Below are 17,825 nucleotides of genomic sequence, written 5' to 3' on the forward strand. Positions count from 1 at the left end.
TGAATCTCAGCGGCTTTTCGCACGACGTACCTGAGAGAGGAGTCGTATTAGTCTTTGCTGCCACGGCCCGCACGTTTACGGTCGTTCTCAGTCAGGTGACGTTTACGGATACGTACGGAGGTAGGAGTTACTTCTACCAGTTCGTCGTCATCGATAAATTCCAGAGCCTGCTCAAGAGACATTTTCTGTGCTGGAACCAGCGTGGTGGCTTCGTCAGTACCGGAAGCACGCATGTTGGTCAGTTTCTTACCGGTCAGGCAGTTTACAGTCAGGTCGTTAGAACGACTGTGAATACCGATGATCTGGCCTTCGTAAACTTCTGCACCGTGACCCAGGAACAGCTTACCGCGGTCCTGCAGGCTGAACAGTGCGAACGCAACTGCTTTACCCTGGCCATTAGAGATCAGCACGCCGTTCTGGCGCTGGCCGATTTCACCCGGTTTAACGTCATCGTAGTGGCTGAAGGTGGAGTACAGCAGACCGGTACCGGAGGTCATGGTCATGAACTCGGTACGGAAGCCGATCAGGCCACGTGCCGGGATCAGGTAATCCAGACGAATACGGCCTTTGCCGTCAGGGATCATGTCTTTAACATCGCCCTTACGCTCGCCCATTGCCTGCATCACAGAACCCTGGTGCTGTTCTTCGATATCCAGCGTCACGTTCTCGAACGGCTCTTGCATACGGCCATCGATCATACGGTTGATAACTTTCGGACGGGACACAGCCAGTTCGAAGCCTTCACGACGCATGTTTTCGATAAGAACGGACAGGTGCAACTCACCACGACCGGATACACGGAACGCGTCCGCATCTTCGGTTTCTTCAACGCGCAGCGCAACGTTGTGCACCAGCTCTTTGTTCAGGCGGTCAAGGATCTGACGAGAGGTAACGTATTTACCTTCTTTGCCACAGAACGGAGAGGTGTTGACGTTGAAGAACATGGTTACAGTCGGTTCATCAACAGACAGCGCTGGCAGTGCTTCGACATTTTGCGGATCGCAAAGGGTGTCGGAGATGTTCAGCTCGCCCAGACCGGTGATCGCGATGATGTCGCCTGCTTCGGCTTCGGTGGATTCAATACGCTCCAGACCGAGGTGAGTCAGAACTTTGCCGACTTTACCGTTGCGGGTTTTACCTTCGCTGTCGATGACAGTGACTTGCTGGTTAGGCTTCACTTTACCGCGCTTGATGCGACCGATGCCGATTACGCCAACGTAGTTGTTGTAATCCAGCTGGGAGATCTGCATCTGGAACGGACCATCGAGGTCAACGCTTGGTGCTTTAACGTGGTCAACAATCGCCTGGTACAGCGGGGTCATGTCTTCCGCCATATCAGTGTGGTCGTTGCCCGCGATACCCATCAGTGCTGATGCATAGATGATTGGGAAATCGAGTTGCTCGTCGCTTGCGTCGAGGTTAACGAACAGGTCAAACACCTGATCCACAACCCAGTCAGGACGCGCGCCAGGACGGTCAACTTTGTTGATAACCACGATTGGCTTCAAACCATGGGCGAATGCCTTTTTGGTTACGAAGCGCGTCTGCGGCATTGGGCCATCCATTGCGTCAACGACCAGCAGAACGGAGTCTACCATGGACATTACACGTTCAACTTCACCACCGAAGTCGGCGTGGCCTGGGGTATCAACGATGTTGATACGGTAGTCATTCCATTTGATAGCGGTGTTTTTAGCGAGGATGGTAATCCCACGCTCTTTCTCCAAATCGTTGGAGTCCATCACGCGTTCGGTGGCTTCAGCACGTTCATTACTGAAGGTACCGGATTGCTGCAGCAGCTTGTCAACCAGGGTAGTTTTACCATGGTCAACGTGCGCGATGATGGCGATATTACGCAGATTTTCGATCACAACTTTGCCTCAGGCATTTAGAAATAGCGCGTTATTGTACACGGATTAATCGCAGGACTAAACAGGATCACAAACATCCTCCGCAAACAAGTATCGCAGAGTTGCTTTGTGATCGCTTTCACGCAGCGTAAAAAGTGCACTTTAACGGAAATTGCACCAATATGGTGCTCAATGTTCACACTGAAGCACTATACTGGTGCAAGATGACTATCGTGGTGCAGCTCATTTGCACTATGACGTGCATGATAACGCCTTTTTGGGGTGATTTAAAAGTTGGCACAGATTTCGCTTTATAAAAATACGGCAAAAACATGGCGACCACGCCAGCCTTACACAGAATTGAAGACCTCGTTACCACGACGACAATGACCAATCCGGGAGAGTTACGTATGTCCGCTGAACACGTTTTGACGATGCTGAACGAACACGAAGTGAAGTTTGTTGATCTGCGCTTCACTGATACCAAAGGTAAAGAACAGCACGTCACAATTCCTGCTCATCAGGTAAATGCCGAATTCTTTGAAGAAGGCAAAATGTTTGACGGCTCCTCAATCGGCGGCTGGAAAGGTATCAACGAATCCGACATGGTTCTGATGCCAGACGCAACCACTGCGCTCATTGACCCGTTCTACGAAGAGTCTACCCTGATTATTCGTTGCGACATCCTCGAGCCAGGCACGCTGCAGGGCTACGACCGCGACCCACGCTCCATCGCTAAACGCGCTGAAGAGTACCTGCGTTCTACCGGTATCGCGGACACCGTGCTGTTCGGGCCAGAACCAGAATTCTTCCTGTTTGACGATATTCGCTTTGGTGCGTCTATCTCCGGTTCTCACGTAGCTATCGACGATATCGAAGGCGCATGGAACTCCTCCACCAAATACGAAGGTGGTAACAAAGGTCACCGTCCAGGCGTGAAAGGCGGTTACTTCCCGGTTCCTCCGGTCGACTCTTCTCAGGACATCCGTTCTACCATGTGTCTGATCATGGAAGAGATGGGCCTGGTTGTTGAAGCGCATCACCACGAAGTGGCGACTGCGGGTCAGAACGAAATCGCAACCCGCTTTAACACCATGACCAAAAAAGCGGATGAGATTCAGATCTACAAATATGTGGTGCACAACGTTGCACACCGCTTCGGTAAAACTGCGACCTTTATGCCAAAACCTATGTTCGGCGATAACGGTTCCGGTATGCACTGCCACATGTCTCTCTCCAAGAACGGGACTAACCTGTTCTCTGGTGACAAATATGCGGGTCTGTCCGAGCAGGCGCTGTTCTACATCGGTGGTGTCATCAAGCACGCTAAAGCGATCAACGCCCTGGCGAACCCAACCACCAACTCCTACAAGCGTCTGGTCCCAGGCTACGAAGCGCCAGTAATGCTGGCTTACTCTGCCCGTAACCGTTCTGCTTCTATCCGTATTCCAGTGGTTGCGTCTCCAAAAGCGCGTCGTATCGAAGTGCGCTTCCCGGACCCAGCGGCTAACCCATACCTGTGCTTCGCAGCGCTGCTGATGGCTGGTCTTGATGGTATCAAGAACAAGATCCACCCAGGCGAAGCGATGGACAAAAACCTGTACGACCTGCCTCCAGAAGAAGCAAAAGAGATCCCACAGGTTGCCGGTTCTCTGGAAGAAGCACTGAACGCGCTGGACGCTGACCGTGAGTTCCTGACTGCTGGCGGTGTGTTCACTGACGACGCTATCGATGCTTACATCGCACTGCGTATTGAAGAGAACGACCGTGTTCGCATGACGCCACACCCGGTTGAGTTCGAACTGTACTACAGCGTTTAATTTTCATCTGATTCACCGTTTTTCTTGTCGCTGCGGTGACAGGAAAGACGCAGAAGATTTTTTTGTTGCCGTGGAAACTTTTAGCCCATCTTCGGATGGGCTTTTTTCTCCACCAACAACCTGATCTCACGCGCTTTTTACCACTAAAACGCTATACTGCACTAAATTAGTGCACCCAACTCCAGGAGACTGCTTAATGGCAACTGGCACGCTGCCCGATGCTGGGCAGATCCTCAATTCTTTAATCAACAGTATCTTACTGGTCGACGACGAGCTGGCGGTCCATTACGCCAATCCTGCGGCGCAGCAGCTGCTCGCCCAAAGCTCGCGTAAATTATTCGGTACCCCACTCCCGGAACTGTTGAGCTATTTTTCGCTGAATATTGCGTTGATGCAGGAAAGTTTATCGGCAGGCCAGGGCTTTACCGATAATGAAGTGACCCTGGTGATCGACGGGCGCTCGCACATTCTCTCCCTTACGGCGCAACGTCTGCCGGAAGGATTAATACTGCTGGAAATGGCGCCGATGGATAATCTGCGCCGTTTGAGCCAGGAGCAGCTCCAGCACGCACAGCAAATCGCTGCACGCGATCTGGTGCGGGGGCTTGCCCATGAGATTAAAAACCCGCTGGGAGGCCTCCGAGGCGCTGCACAGCTGTTAACCAAAGCACTGCCGGACCCGGCGCTGGCCGAATACACCAACGTCATCATTGAACAGGCCGATCGCCTGCGCAATCTGGTGGACCGTCTGCTTGGGCCGCAGCAGCCAGGCATGCACGTTACCGAGAGCATCCACAAAGTGGCTGAGCGGGTGGTGAAGCTGGTGTCGATGGAGTTGCCTGCCAACGTCACGCTGGTGCGCGATTACGATCCGAGTCTGCCGGAATTGCCGCACGACCCCGACCAGATTGAACAGGTTCTGCTGAATGTGGTACGTAACGCGCTGCAAGCCTTAGGCGCGGATGGCGGGCAAATCATTCTGCGTACGCGTACCGCGTTCCAGCTGACGCTGCATGGCGTGCGCTATCGCCTCGCCGCCCGAATCGACGTAGAAGACAACGGGCCAGGAATTCCGTCGCATCTGCAGGACACGCTGTTCTACCCGATGGTGAGCGGCCGCGAGGGCGGAACCGGGCTGGGATTGTCCATCGCCCGTAATTTGATTGACCAACACTCCGGCAAAATTGAATTTACCAGTTGGCCGGGTCATACCGAGTTTTCGGTTTACCTGCCAATAAAAAAATAAAGGTGACGACGATGCAACGAGGGATAGTCTGGGTAGTCGATGATGATAGCTCCATCCGCTGGGTGCTTGAACGCGCGCTTACCGGAGCAGGATTAAACTGCACCACCTTTGAAAGCGGTAGCGAAGTGCTTGATGCGCTCATCACTAAAACCCCGGACGTGCTGCTTTCGGATATCCGGATGCCGGGGATGGATGGGCTTGCGCTGTTAAAGCAGATTAAGCAACGTCATCCGATGCTTCCGGTCATCATAATGACTGCTCACTCCGATCTGGATGCCGCCGTTAGCGCCTACCAGCAGGGCGCATTTGATTACCTGCCAAAACCCTTTGATATCGATGAAGCCGTCGCCCTGGTGGAACGCGCCATCAGCCACTATCAGGAGCAACAGCAGCCGCGAAACGCGCCGGTGTTTGGCCCGACGACCGATATCATTGGCGAAGCGCCCGCGATGCAGGATGTGTTTCGTATCATTGGCCGCCTGTCGCGTTCATCCATCAGTGTGCTGATTAACGGCGAATCCGGGACCGGTAAAGAGCTGGTTGCGCACGCCCTGCATCGCCACAGCCCGCGCGCGAAAGCCCCGTTTATCGCCCTGAATATGGCCGCCATTCCGAAGGATTTGATCGAGTCGGAACTGTTTGGCCATGAGAAAGGCGCGTTTACCGGCGCAAATACCATTCGTCAGGGCCGCTTTGAACAGGCAGACGGCGGAACGCTTTTCCTCGATGAAATCGGCGATATGCCGCTGGACGTGCAAACACGTCTGCTGCGCGTGCTGGCCGATGGGCAGTTTTATCGCGTCGGCGGCTACGCCCCCGTTAAAGTCGACGTGCGCATTATCGCCGCCACGCACCAGAACCTTGAACAGCGCGTTCAGGAAGGCAAATTCCGTGAAGACTTGTTCCACCGTCTGAACGTGATTCGCGTCCATCTCCCGCCGCTACGCGAACGCCGGGAAGATATTCCGCGTCTGGCGCGCCATTTCCTGCAGGTGGCGGCTCGCGAACTGGGCGTGGAAGCCAAACTGCTGCACCCGGAAACCGATGCCGCGTTGACGCGACTGGCGTGGCCGGGCAACGTGCGTCAGCTGGAAAACACCTGCCGCTGGCTCACCGTTATGGCTGCCGGGCAGGAAGTGCTGATTCAGGATTTACCGGGTGAACTGTTTGAATCTACCGCGCCCGAAAGCAGCACCGGACAGTCGTTACCTGACAGCTGGGCGACGCTGCTGGCGCAGTGGGCGGATCGCGCGCTGCGTTCCGGTCATCAAAACCTGCTTTCCGAAGCGCAGCCCGAAATGGAGCGCACGTTACTGACGACCGCGCTTCGCCATACTCAGGGGCATAAACAGGAAGCGGCACGGCTGCTGGGTTGGGGGCGAAATACCCTGACGCGGAAGCTGAAAGAGCTGGGAATGGAATAACACTTCTACGCCTGTTGGCGCAGCGCTGATGAGAACTACGCCTGGTAGTCCCGGTCAGCGCTGCACCACAGGGACTTTTAGATTACGCGTGAAAATTGCTGCAAGCGGGCTTTCTGGCGCAGGTAGGCGTCAAAGCACATGCAGGTATTACGAATCAACAAGCGCCCTTTTGGCGTCACCTGAATCGCTTTATCGCTCACATCCACCAGCCCATCCTTCGCCAGCGGCGCGAGCAGCTTCAGATCTTCAGCAAAGTAGTCGGCAAAGTCGAGTTCCCACAGGGATTCGACGTCGGCAAAATCGAGGCGGAAGTTGCAGATTAACGCCTTAATCACATCCCGACGGATGCAGTCATCGCGCGTAAGCGCAATGCCGCGCCACAGGGCATTTCCGTTTTCATCCACCTGCTGATAATACTGTTTCAATTCTTTCTGATTCTGCACATAGCAGTCGCCAATCATGCTGATCGCAGAGACTCCCATCCCCAGTAAATCGGTGTCGCCCTGGGTGGTGTAGCCCTGGAAATTACGGTGCAGCACACCTTCGCGCTGGGCAATGGCCAGCTCGTCATCAGGACGGGCGAAGTGGTCCATGCCGATAAACTGATAGCCGGTTTCCGTCAGGGACGAGATAGTTTCCTGCAGGATATCCAGCTTCTGCTGGGCAGAGGGCAAATCGGCATCTTTAATTTTGCGCTGAGCGGCAAAAAGCGTCGGCAGGTGCGCATAGTTAAAGACGCTCAGACGATCGGGATTCAGCTCTGCCACGCGTTTCAGCGTGAAGGCGAAGCTTTCCGGCGTCTGTTTCGGCAGGCCGTAGATCAGATCGATATTGGTCGAAGTAAAACCGATTTCGCGCGCGTGGTTCAGCAGCGCAAAAATAAATTCCTCATCCTGCTCGCGATTGACCAGGCGCTGAACCTCTTTGTTAAAGTCCTGCACGCCCATGCTCAGGCGATTAAAGCCCTCGGCTCGCAGGTGATCGAGTACATCCAGCTCGATTTCACGCGGATCGACTTCAATAGAGATTTCAGCATCGGCCTCAAAACGGAAGTTGGCCCGCAGAAGATCCATCAGACGGCTGATTTGCGCTTTATTGAGATAGGTTGGCGTACCGCCGCCCCAGTGCAGCTGGCTTACGTTTCGCTTGGTAAACAGCGGCGCACGGTGCAGGATTTCCTGCTCGAGGGCGTCCAGATACTGATCGGCTTTGTGCTGCTGGCGGGTGACGATTTTATTGCATCCGCAGAAATAGCAGAGCTTGTGGCAGAAAGGAATGTGAACATAGAGCGACAGCGGGCGTTCAGGATATCGCGCAACTGCCTGCAAAAAATCGGCCTCGCCGAAGGTTTCAGCAAACTCCAGCGCGGTCGGGTATGAGGTATAACGCGGCCCGGAATAGTTATATTTCTGGATCAGGGCCAGATCCCAGTCGATGTTTGGTACAGACATGCTCACTCCTTCCGTTGGTGTCGCGTTCGTATACGGCGGCCCGTTTTGACCCCATTGCGGGTCAATATTCGGGTGCGCAGCCACCTCTGTCGCCGCGACAACCGCCGTAGTTTAACGAATAACCACACCAGATAACATATAACCGGAAGGGTTATAAGAAGGACTATAGAGCCCGCTGGGTGCAAATGTTAGTTTCCACCTTTCAGCAGACGCATCATGTCGTCCTGCTTTTCTTCTTCTTCGTCTTCTTCATCGTCGTAAGAGAGACCGAGCTGCTGCATCAGTTCATCGATACGATCCAGTTTGGCATCGACCCATTTCTGCTCTTCAGCGTTCAGGGCTTCACCGCCCTCAAGACGTTCCAGCAGCGCGTCCAGGCGCTCATCGTTCTCCAGCATATCCAGCTCAGCCTGCGGTGAAAGCATAGGTTTCTCGCTCTTTTTAGGTTTTAGCTGCTTGATAACCGGGGCGTCCGTCACGCCCAGGGGAATTGGCGTTTTGCTCCCGATGCGCGGATCTTTCTGTTTGGATTGTTGCGCAGCGGAACCTGAAGCACTGCTGCCGTTCGCACGGCTACCCGAAGCATGACCACTATGCTTTTTCGCACGTTTGCGATCGCGAGCTTCCTGATTCAGTTCTTCACGGGTTTTGCGGTGCGCTTTTGCCGGGCGTTTAGCGCCCGCTGTGGATGTCGGTTTTTTCATGATGCCTTGTCTTTAAGCCATTTTCTTCAGTATAGAATTGCGGCGAAATCTAGCAGAAAGCAAGCAAAGAAAAAAGGCGACAGAGCAATCTGTCGCCTTTTTTCCTGACTCTCAACCCTTAACGGGTTATTCAATCCCTGTTTGCTAACAACTCACCCTGTTTATCCCTTAGCGAATATCATCCTTAATAGGGTCCATTTCCTTTTTTGAACGCCTCCTGGCGCTAACCATCCTGGTCGTCTTCCTGAGTCTTCGCCTCCTGGCGCTCCTGACCCTTATCCCTAAGTCGTTATCCTGTTGGCATCCTCGCCTTGGGTGCTACTTTACCTTTTTCAGTACTTCTGACAAGCCATCAAACTGGCCAAAATGGTATTTTCAGATAATTCTAAATCCTCAACCTTATGATTTTAAATGATATGTTATTTTTACCGCATGAGGATTCTCTTAAATATCCCATAGAGATTATGGGCAATGTCTCACAAACCTAATGGGTTTAATCTACATCCCGGAAGCGAAGTGAAAAGCCTTTTGCCTGCATTCAGGTATACTCCCCTTCAGATTAAGATTTTTGGAGACGACCACGTGACTACCTGGAACTACCAACAGACGCATTTTGTCACCAGTGCGCCTGATATTCGCCACTTACCGCCTGATACAGGTATCGAAGTGGCATTTGCTGGCCGCTCCAACGCGGGCAAATCCAGCGCCCTGAATACACTGACGAACCAGAAAAGCCTGGCGCGTACCTCTAAAACACCAGGTCGTACCCAGCTGATTAACCTGTTTGAAGTCGCTGATGGTAAGCGCCTGGTGGATTTACCCGGTTACGGCTACGCAGAAGTGCCAGAAGAGATCAAAATCAAATGGCAGCGCGCGCTGGGTGAATACCTGGAAAAACGCCAGTGCCTGAAAGGGCTGGTTGTGCTGATGGATATCCGCCATCCGCTTAAAGATCTCGATCAGCAGATGATCCACTGGGGCGTCGCCAGCGAAATCCCTGTTCTGGTGCTGCTGACCAAAGCCGATAAACTGGCGAGCGGTGCGCGTAAAGCACAGTTAAAACTGGTGCGCGAAGCCGCGGTAGAATTTGGCGGTGACGTGCAAATTGAGACGTTTTCATCGCTGAAAAAGCAGGGTGTGGACGTTTTACGTCATAAGCTTGATAGCTGGTTTAACGATCTGGAACCCGCGACAGAAGCGGAAGAGTGATAAAAAGCGCGGCGATGTCCGCGTTTTTTTTGTCCAAATATTTTCTTTGCCGCAATAAAAAACGCCCCAGTCATTACTGACTGGGGCGGCTAAAATATTCAGCCAAATCCGATTACGTGAAGTAAAAGGTCTGAAAGATAGAACATCTTACCTCTGTACCCTACGTCGTTAACTCTACTCTTTTTTTATCGCTGGACAAAGCACTTTTTGTAGTTTTTTTTCACTCTTTACATAGGTAAATCTAATAATCGTCACAAAAACCACGCTGTTATGTTGCTTACTTACATAAACAGCGTCTTAGTCATCGGACCTTTAGTGAGCTTGATCCCAGTTGTCTCCGCTCCCAACTTCCACCAGCAGTGGCACATCTAATTTCATGCTGCTTTCCATCAGTTCGTGGATCTTTTTCGAGACCGCTTCCAGATCATCCTTGTGCACTTCGAACACCAGTTCATCGTGTACCTGCATGATCATTTTCACGCGGGGTTTGTCCTTTTCCAGCCAGGCATCAACCGCAATCATCGCGCGTTTGATGATGTCTGCTGCGGTCCCCTGCATCGGTGCGTTGATTGCCGCACGTTCAGCGCCGGCGCGGCGCGCAGCGTTACTGGAGGTGATATCCGGCAGATAGAGACGACGGCCATCGAGAGTTTCCACATAGCCCTTTTCCTTCGCCTGAGCGCGAGTTCGCTCCATGTATTCCAGCACGCCCGGATAGCGCTCAAAGTAGAGATCCATGTACTTCTGCGACTCTTTGCGCGGAATATTGAGCTGGCGAGAGAGGCCAAAAGCGCTCATGCCGTAGATCAGGCCGAAGTTAATTGCCTTCGCGCTGCGGCGCTGCTCGCCGGTCACGCTGTCCAGTGGCAGACCGAACACTTCTGCCGCCGTGGCGCGGTGGATATCTTTGCCTTCCGCAAACGCCGTCAGCAAACCTTTATCACGCGACAGGTGCGCCATGATGCGCAGCTCGATTTGCGAGTAGTCGGCCGAGACGATCAGATAATCTTCCGGGGCAATAAATGCCTGACGGATGCGTCGCCCCTCTTCGTTACGAACTGGAATGTTTTGCAGGTTAGGATCGGTCGATGATAAACGCCCGGTCGCCGCAACCGCCTGGTGGTAGGAGGTATGAACGCGGCCGGTTTTTAGATTGATCATCAGCGGGAGCTTATCAGTGTAAGTCGATTTTAGCTTCGCGAGGCCGCGGTATTCCAGAATCACTTTCGGCAGCGGGTAATCCAGCGCCAGCTCTTCCAGCACCTCTTCCGAGGTGGACGGCGCGCCGCCAGGTGTTTTCTTCAGCGGTTTAATGCCCTGTTTTTCAAAAAGAATAGTCTGCAGCTGTTTGGTGGACGCGAGATTAAAAGGCTCGCCGGCAATGTCATGCGCTTTCAGTTCCAGCTCATTCAGACGCAGGCTGATCTCTTCCGAATGTTTGTGCAGTACCGCAGGATCAATTTTGACGCCATTACGCTCAATACGAGACAACACCGGGACCAGCGGCATTTCGACATTTTCGAAAATATTCAGCGGCCCTTCCTGCTTTTGCAGTTTCGGGTACATCTTCAGGTGCAGTTGCAGAGTTACGTCCGCATCTTCCGCCGCATAGCGGCCCGCCTCTTCCAGGGCGATCTGGTTGAAGGTCAGCTGGTTTTTGCCCTTTCCGGCAATCTCTTCAAAGGTGACGGTTTTATGCTTGAGCCACCGATCGGACAGTGAATCCATATCGTGGCGGCCCGCCACGCTGTTCAGGATGTAAGACTCCAGCATGGTGTCGAAGGCAATACCGCGCAACTCGATGCCGTAGTTCTGTAAAATACCGCGGTCATACTTCAGGTTTTGCCCGACCTTAAGCGCTTTGTCATCTTCCAGCAGCGGTTTGAGTAGCTCAAGCACGCGGTCACGGGAGATTTGATCCGGAGCATCCAGATAATCATGCGCGACCGGGACATAGGCGGCGATGCCTGGTTCTGTGGCAAAGGAAAGGCCCACCATATTGGCGGAGATGTTATCCAGACTGTCGGTTTCGGTGTCAAAGGCAAAAACCGGCGCTTTTTTCAGTTTCTCGATCCAGGCGATAAGCTGCGCTTCTTCCAGCACCGTTTCGTAGTTTTCGAAGGAGAGCGTACTGGCGGCCTCTTCGACGTCCTCATCGGCATCAACAACGATTGTCTCTTTTGGCTTCGCGGCAGGTTTTGCGCCCTTTGCCTGCATCCATTTACCGGCTTCGAGGTCTGTTATCCAGCGTTTGAACTCATAATGCTTAAACAGGCCGAGAAGCTCTTCCGCCACCGGCTGCTGAACTTCGAGCTGCTCACAGGTAAGTTCCAGCTCGACGTCGGTTTTGATGGTGGCCAGCTTATAGGAGAGGTAAGCCACCTCTTTGTTCTGCTCCAGCTTCGCTGCCATGGTTTTTGCACCACGGAACGTCAGGCCGGCGATTTTGTCTGATTCGGCATACAGCGTATCCAGCCCACCCAGGCCTTGCAGCAGCGCCTGCGCGGTTTTTTCGCCGACACCTGGCACACCAGGAATGTTATCCGAGGAGTCGCCCATTAAGGCGAGGAAATCAATGATTAGCTCTGGCGGCACGCCATATTTGGTGACGACTTCTTCCGGCCCAAGAATGGTATTGGTCATGGTATTGATGAGGGTGATCCCAGGCGTAACCAGCTGCGCCATGTCTTTATCACCCGTACTGATCAGCACCGGACGGCCCATTTTCTCTGCTTCACGAGCCAGCGTACCGATGACGTCGTCCGCTTCTACCCCAGAAACTGCCAGCAGCGGCAGGCCCATCGCTTTTACCATCGTGTGCAACGGCTCGATTTGCGCGCGCAGATCGTCTGGCATCGGCGGGCGATGGGATTTGTAATCCTCAAAAAGCTCGTCGCGGAAGGTTTTACCCTTCGCATCGAATACCACCGCCGCATGTGACGGCTGGTATTGCAGGATCAGACTGCGCAGCATATTCAGCACGCCATACATCGCGCCGGTTGGCTCCCCTGCGCTATTGGTCAGAGGAGGAAACGCATGATACGCCCGATACAGGTATGAAGAGCCGTCGACGAGAATAAGAGGGTTTTCTGGAATCTGAACCATAATGTCCGTGCCTTTAATCAATTTATGGCTAAAGGATGCCACAGAAGGATGAAAACATCAGTTTTTAGCACCGAATACAGGAAAAGATTTTGCGATCGTCGGGATCGCTCGCAAAATCAAACTGTGGATAAGTTTGTGCATACTTTTAATTCATATGAAGAATATTGTCATTTCCAGATCGCGTATGATTTTTTTATAGAATATTATCAGTTAGTTATAAATAGATCCGATCGCTATATTTCCATTTGATGACTATTTGCTCTATGTGGATATAAGAAGAGCCTAATAAGGTATGACAGACAAATAATCTGTTAAGGTGCAGATCCTGCGGTATCGTGGAGTGAAAGCCCCTGCTTTTATTTGTTTTCTGGTAAAATCAGCGCCCTGCGGCACCGGTTTGGCTGCCAGATTACAGCTAACTACCTGAAAAAGCTCATCATGTCGAGATTACTCGCTGCAGTAACATTACTGTTAAGCATCTTTTTAACGATCCTGGTTACCATCGCCTGTTCAGTGCCGATCATCGTCGCCGGAATCATTAAACTATTACTGCCTGTCCCTGCTGTCTGGCGCGCGGTATCAGTCTTCTGCAATTTTATGATGTACTGCTGGTGTGAAGGGCTGGCATGGCTGCTACGCCTGAACCCGCATCTGCAATGGGATATCGAAGGGCTGGAAGGCCTGAACAAGAAAAACTGGTATTTACTGCTCTGTAATCACCACAGTTGGGCAGATATCGTGGTGTTATGCGTGCTGTTTCGCAAACATATTCCGATGAACAAATACTTTCTCAAGCAGCAACTGGCTTGGGTGCCGTTTATCGGGCTGGCCTGCTGGGCGCTGGATATGCCGTTTATGAAACGCTATTCACGCAGCTATCTTATTCGTCATCCCGAACGCCGAGGGCGTGATGTTGAAACGACACGTCGCTCCTGTGAGAAATTTCGGGCTCACCCGACGACAATCGTTAACTTCGTTGAAGGCTCACGTTTTACGGAACTGAAACGTCAGCAAACTCGATCCCCTTATAAGAATCTACTGCCGCCAAAAGCGGCGGGAATTGCGATGGCCCTTAATGTACTGGGATCGCAGTTCGATAAATTGCTGAATGTGACGCTGTGCTATCCAGAAAATGACGAGACACCTTTTTACGATATGTTAAGCGGTAAACTGACGCGTATTGTGGTGAGGATAAACCTGGTGCCGGTGAATGAAGAGCTGCACGGCGATTACATCAATGATAAGAATTTCAAACGTCGTTTCCAGCTGTGGCTGAACACGCTGTGGAATGATAAAGATGTGCTGATAAACGATCTTAAGTATGCAAACAAAAACGCCGGTCTGTGACCGGCGTTTTCACTTTTATTTCTTCTCAACCAGATATTTCACTGTGTCAGCGTACTGCTGCACGAAGATATCCATATTGCTGGTATCCATACCCTGCGGATTCACTTGGTATTTACCATTGACGAACATCGCCGGAACGCCCTGCAGCTGAAGGTCTGCGGCCGCTTTTTCCTGCTGCGCGACCAGAGATTTCACCACAAAGCTGTTCCATGCTGCGTCGTAATCTTCGCCTTTCACGCCCGCATCAACAAAGACTTTACGGATATCAGCAACGGTCTGAACAGTTTGAGTTTTCTGTACAGCTTCAAACATAGGTGCTGTGACTTGATCTTCCACGCCCAGCGCCAGCGCAACAGCCCAGGCTTGCGTCAGATCTTTACCCAAAGGACCCAGGAACTCGACATGATACTTGGTCATTTTGGTGCCTTCAGGCAGCTTTTTCTTCACGTTATCAGAAACGTGCAGAACTTCTTCAAACTGGTAGCAGTGCGGGCAATAGAATGAGAAGAACTCAAGCACCTGCGGCTCACCGGCAACCGGCTTTTCGAGGGTAGTGAACTGCTTGCCATCGCTGAATTGAGCAGCAGATGCGCTAAATGCCAGAATCATACCTGCCAGCGCCAGCCATATTTTTTTCATGATCAACTTTCTCCTGATGTGTCCGATTAATACATTGGCGTTAATTGAAGTGGCGGTTCCTGCAGAACCTTAACTTGCTGAATAAAGGTGGTTGTCTGGCTGCGCCAGTAATCTTCCCCGGTAAGCCATGGGAAGTTTTTAGGAAACGCGGGATCGTCCCAACGCCTGATTAACCATGCGAGATAATATACAAAACGCATGGCGCGTAAAGGCTCAATCAGGGCAATTTCGTCTGAATTAAAGGGACTAAATTCTTCGTAGGCTTCGATGATGGTTTCAAGCTGCATCCGCTGTTCGGCTTTATCACCATTCAGCAGCATCCACAGATCCTGAATCGCTGGCCCCATGCGGGCATCATCGAGATCAACAAATAGCGGGCCGTCGCGCCAGAGAATATTCCCCGCGTGGCAGTCGCCATGTAAACGCAGGATATCGGTTTGATCATCCCAGCGCTCAGTCACAGCAGCAATAAGGGTATCGGTGGCTTTCAGGAAATTCGCTTTCAACGCTTTGGGAATCAGCGTAGATGTTTCAAACACCTGACGCGGCTCCGTTAAATATTCCTCAAGCCCAATAACAGGTCGTGCGCTGAATGCTTTTTTGCGCCCCGTCTGATGCATGCGACCCAGGTAACGAGCGACCCACTCCATTTGATCGATATTATCAGACTCAAACTGGCGCCCACCCAGGCTCGGGAAAACAGCAAAGAAATATCCCTGATGCGTGAGCAGCGACTGGTGATTAAACTGAATAGGTGCGGCGACCGGGACGTCGTCATTCACCAGATCGAAAGCGAACTGGTGCTCTTCCTGAATTTGCTCCGCCGACCAGCGTTGGGGACGATAGAATTTGACGACAAAGCGCTGGCGATCCTCGTCCTGGAATTGATAGACGCGGTTTTCATAGCTGTTTAAAGGGGTTAGCCCGGAATCCACTCGAATGCCCTGTTCAAACAGAGCATCCATAATGGTATCCGGGTTTAATGTCTGGAAAGTAAAAGCCTTGTCGTTCATCCGATCATCCGGAAATTATACGAATGATTCAGGATATCATTTCACAGCGATTTCGGTGGCGCCGCTTACAAGGTTTTACTCTTTAATTACGCCACGGGCGCGCAGCAGCGCGGTTTTGAAATCTTCCTCATAATCTTTCTTAATACCTGGAATCGCGGCATCTTTATCAGAATCACGCATTTTAAGATGATAGATCAGGATGTCATCAGAAAGGTCGGCCAGTTCGCCGTCATAACCTGACTCTTTCGCCAGTTTCTGTAAAAATTGCATCAGGTTAAGCTCTGGCTCTTTTTGCCAGGCAGGCTGGAGAAGTTCGATAACTTCGTTCAGACGTTTACATTTCATCGTAGTGCTCCTTTCATTGATAGGAACACGTTAGCAGGGTCAATCCCACAATAAAAGAGGCGACATTCGTGAATCAGTGCCGGGGAGTGCTCGGCGTCGTGCTTGCAGGGGGAAGGGCGACGAGGATGGGCGGAAAAGATAAGGGCTTACAGGAGCTTAATGGAAAGCCATTATGGCTGCACGTCGCCGATGCGCTGAGAGTCCAGGTGGGAGCAATCGCCGTTAGCGCTAATCGTCACATTGATATTTATCAGCAACGCGGATATCCCGTCTATCAGGATGTGTTAGCTAACTATCCAGGGCCTCTGGCTGGCATGCTGAGCGTGATGCAGCAGGCAGACGATGAATGGTTTCTTTTCTGCCCATGTGATACGCCGTTTATCCCCTCTGTGCTTGCTGAGCGCATGATAGAACACCGAAAAGACGCTCCCGTCGTCTGGGTACATGACGGAGAGCGCGATCACCCTGCGATTACGTTGATTAGCAGGAAACTTTGTCCAGATTTACGCGCTTACCTGGCCTCAGGGGAGAGACGCGTTATGGTATTTATGCGCCAGTCAGGCGGTCATTCCGTTGATTTTAGCGATCTGAAAGAGGCTTTTGCTAACGTGAATACCACGGAAGATTTGCAAACACTGCAGGGGAAAGTATGAAACCTGTTTTAGCGATTGCCGCGTGGAGTGGGACGGGGAAAACATCACTTCTGAAAAAGCTGATCCCGGCCCTGCGCGCGCAGGGTATTCGTCCAGGATTGATTAAGCATACTCACCACAATATGGATATTGATAAGCCCGGTAAAGACAGCTACGAGCTGCGAAAGGCGGGGGCGGCTCAAACCATGGTGGCCAGCGCGCAACGATGGGCATTGATGACGGAGACACCAGGAGAAGAGGCGCTGGATTTGGATTATCTGGTGAGCCGAATGGATCATTCGGCGCTAGATCTGGTGCTGGTCGAGGGATTTAAGCAGGAGTCGGTAGCGAAGATTTTGCTTTTCAGAAGCGATGCAGGGCATGAAATCGCTGAATTGACCGTAGATCAGCATGTGATTGCTGTCGCCAGTGATATTCCGCTTTCACTTTCGGTGCCGATTCTGGATTTAAATGATGTTGCTGGTGTTGTTGCGTTTATTCAGGAGTGGATGGCAGGGCAATAACCGGGCTGTTGTGCCGGTCCGGGATTAATTTTGTATAAAGACAAAAACGCAAAAAGGCCATCCTTGCGGATGGCCTCTTCACTTAATTAATGCCTGGCAGTTCCCTACTCTCACATGGGGAGACCCCACACTACCATCGGCGCTACGGCGTTTCACTTCTGAGTTCGGCATGGGGTCAGGTGGGACCACCGCGCTAAAGCCGCCAGGCAAATTCTGTTATCAACACGCATNNCTGCGCATNAANTAATCTGTATCAGCTGAAAATCGNCTGTCTCTGCTTCGCCAAAACATCTTCGGCGTTGTAAGGTTAAGCCTCACGGTTCATTAGTACTGGTTAGCTCAATACATCGCTGCACTTACACACCCAGCCTATCAACGTCGTAGTCTTCAACGTTCCTTCAGGACNCTNAANGNGTCAGGGAGAACTCATCTCGGGGCAAGTTTCGTGCTTAGATGCTTTCAGCACTTATCTTTTCCGCATTTAGCTACCGGGCAATGCCATTGGCATGACAACCC

The 17,825-nt window shown here is 52.0% G+C and carries 14 protein-coding genes, 1 rRNA gene and 1 other annotated feature; of the genes, 7 read left to right on the plus strand and 8 right to left on the minus strand.

Annotated elements, in window-relative coordinates:
- Positions 1-47: 47 nt before the first annotated feature.
- Complete coding sequence (gene typA / locus C0560_RS20870; RefSeq protein WP_100778329.1) at positions 48-1,871, minus strand: ribosome-dependent GTPase TypA; 1,824 nt, start codon at positions 1,869-1,871, stop codon at positions 48-50.
- 389 nt (positions 1,872-2,260) lie between these two features.
- Between typA and glnA the strand changes: the two genes are divergently transcribed.
- The 3 genes from glnA to glnG all read left to right on the plus strand — a co-directional run bounded on the left by glnA (position 2,261) and on the right by glnG (position 6,340).
- Positions 2,261-3,670 carry a glutamate--ammonia ligase gene (gene glnA / locus C0560_RS20875; protein WP_095284040.1) on the plus strand — a complete coding sequence of 470 codons (1,410 nt, stop codon included), beginning with the start codon at positions 2,261-2,263 and terminating at the stop codon, positions 3,668-3,670.
- Between the two features lie 196 nt (positions 3,671-3,866).
- Positions 3,867-4,916 carry a nitrogen regulation protein NR(II) gene (glnL, locus tag C0560_RS20880; protein ID WP_100778328.1) on the plus strand — a complete coding sequence of 350 codons (1,050 nt, stop codon included), beginning with the start codon at positions 3,867-3,869 and terminating at the stop codon, positions 4,914-4,916.
- Between the two features lie 11 nt (positions 4,917-4,927).
- Positions 4,928-6,340, plus strand: a complete 1,413-nt coding sequence (gene glnG / locus C0560_RS20885; RefSeq protein WP_102105701.1) for a nitrogen regulation protein NR(I) — start codon at positions 4,928-4,930, stop codon at positions 6,338-6,340.
- A gap of 77 nt (positions 6,341-6,417) precedes the next feature.
- Here the strand turns inward: glnG and hemN are convergent, their stop codons facing one another.
- Positions 6,418-7,791: an oxygen-independent coproporphyrinogen III oxidase gene (hemN, locus tag C0560_RS20890; protein WP_248859359.1), complete on the minus strand. Its 1,374-nt coding sequence runs from the start codon at positions 7,789-7,791 to the stop codon at positions 6,418-6,420.
- A gap of 188 nt (positions 7,792-7,979) precedes the next feature.
- Positions 7,980-8,495: a Der GTPase-activating protein YihI gene (yihI, locus tag C0560_RS20895; protein ID WP_248859360.1), complete on the minus strand. Its 516-nt coding sequence runs from the start codon at positions 8,493-8,495 to the stop codon at positions 7,980-7,982.
- A gap of 582 nt (positions 8,496-9,077) precedes the next feature.
- Here yihI and yihA point away from each other — a divergent pair.
- On the plus strand, positions 9,078-9,704 hold the full coding sequence (yihA, locus tag C0560_RS20900; RefSeq protein WP_102105704.1) for a ribosome biogenesis GTP-binding protein YihA/YsxC: 627 nt from the start codon (positions 9,078-9,080) through the stop codon (positions 9,702-9,704).
- Between the two features lie 312 nt (positions 9,705-10,016).
- Here the strand turns inward: yihA and polA are convergent, their stop codons facing one another.
- Complete coding sequence (gene polA / locus C0560_RS20905) at positions 10,017-12,809, minus strand: DNA polymerase I (protein ID WP_248859361.1); 2,793 nt, start codon at positions 12,807-12,809, stop codon at positions 10,017-10,019.
- Positions 12,810-13,247: 438 nt separating this feature from the next.
- Here polA and C0560_RS20910 point away from each other — a divergent pair, with 438 nt between their 5' ends.
- Entirely contained in the window at positions 13,248-14,156 is a 909-nt protein-coding gene (locus C0560_RS20910) for an acyltransferase (protein WP_181827056.1), read from the plus strand.
- Between the two features lie 15 nt (positions 14,157-14,171).
- Here C0560_RS20910 and dsbA read toward each other — a convergent pair whose 3' ends face one another.
- From dsbA to C0560_RS20925, 3 genes are all read right to left on the minus strand, one after another.
- Positions 14,172-14,795, minus strand: a complete 624-nt coding sequence (gene dsbA, locus C0560_RS20915; RefSeq protein ID WP_102105706.1) for a thiol:disulfide interchange protein DsbA — start codon at positions 14,793-14,795, stop codon at positions 14,172-14,174.
- Positions 14,796-14,821: 26 nt separating this feature from the next.
- Complete coding sequence (locus tag C0560_RS20920) at positions 14,822-15,808, minus strand: serine/threonine protein kinase (protein WP_248859362.1); 987 nt, start codon at positions 15,806-15,808, stop codon at positions 14,822-14,824.
- Between the two features lie 75 nt (positions 15,809-15,883).
- Positions 15,884-16,153, minus strand: coding sequence for a YihD family protein (locus tag C0560_RS20925; RefSeq protein WP_102105708.1), 270 nt, complete (start codon positions 16,151-16,153; stop codon positions 15,884-15,886).
- Between the two features lie 68 nt (positions 16,154-16,221).
- Here C0560_RS20925 and mobA point away from each other — a divergent pair, with 68 nt between their 5' ends.
- The gene (gene mobA, locus C0560_RS20930) at positions 16,222-16,806 is read left to right on the plus strand and encodes a molybdenum cofactor guanylyltransferase MobA (RefSeq protein ID WP_248859364.1); all 585 of its coding nucleotides are present in this window, start codon (positions 16,222-16,224) and stop codon (positions 16,804-16,806) included.
- Positions 16,803-17,309, plus strand: a complete 507-nt coding sequence (gene mobB, locus C0560_RS20935; protein ID WP_248859365.1) for a molybdopterin-guanine dinucleotide biosynthesis protein MobB — start codon at positions 16,803-16,805, stop codon at positions 17,307-17,309. The genes mobA and mobB overlap by 4 nt, the downstream gene beginning before the upstream one ends.
- A 91-nt stretch (positions 17,310-17,400) precedes the next feature.
- Here mobB and rrf read toward each other — a convergent pair.
- A 5S ribosomal RNA gene (gene rrf / locus C0560_RS20940) occupies positions 17,401-17,516 on the minus strand.
- 96 nt (positions 17,517-17,612) lie between these two features.
- Positions 17,613-17,825: a sequence feature (23S ribosomal RNA rRNA prediction is too short), on the minus strand.

The organism is Lelliottia sp. AC1, assembly GCF_023278595.1.
GTDB classification, from domain to species: Bacteria; Pseudomonadota; Gammaproteobacteria; order Enterobacterales; family Enterobacteriaceae; genus Enterobacter; species Enterobacter nimipressuralis.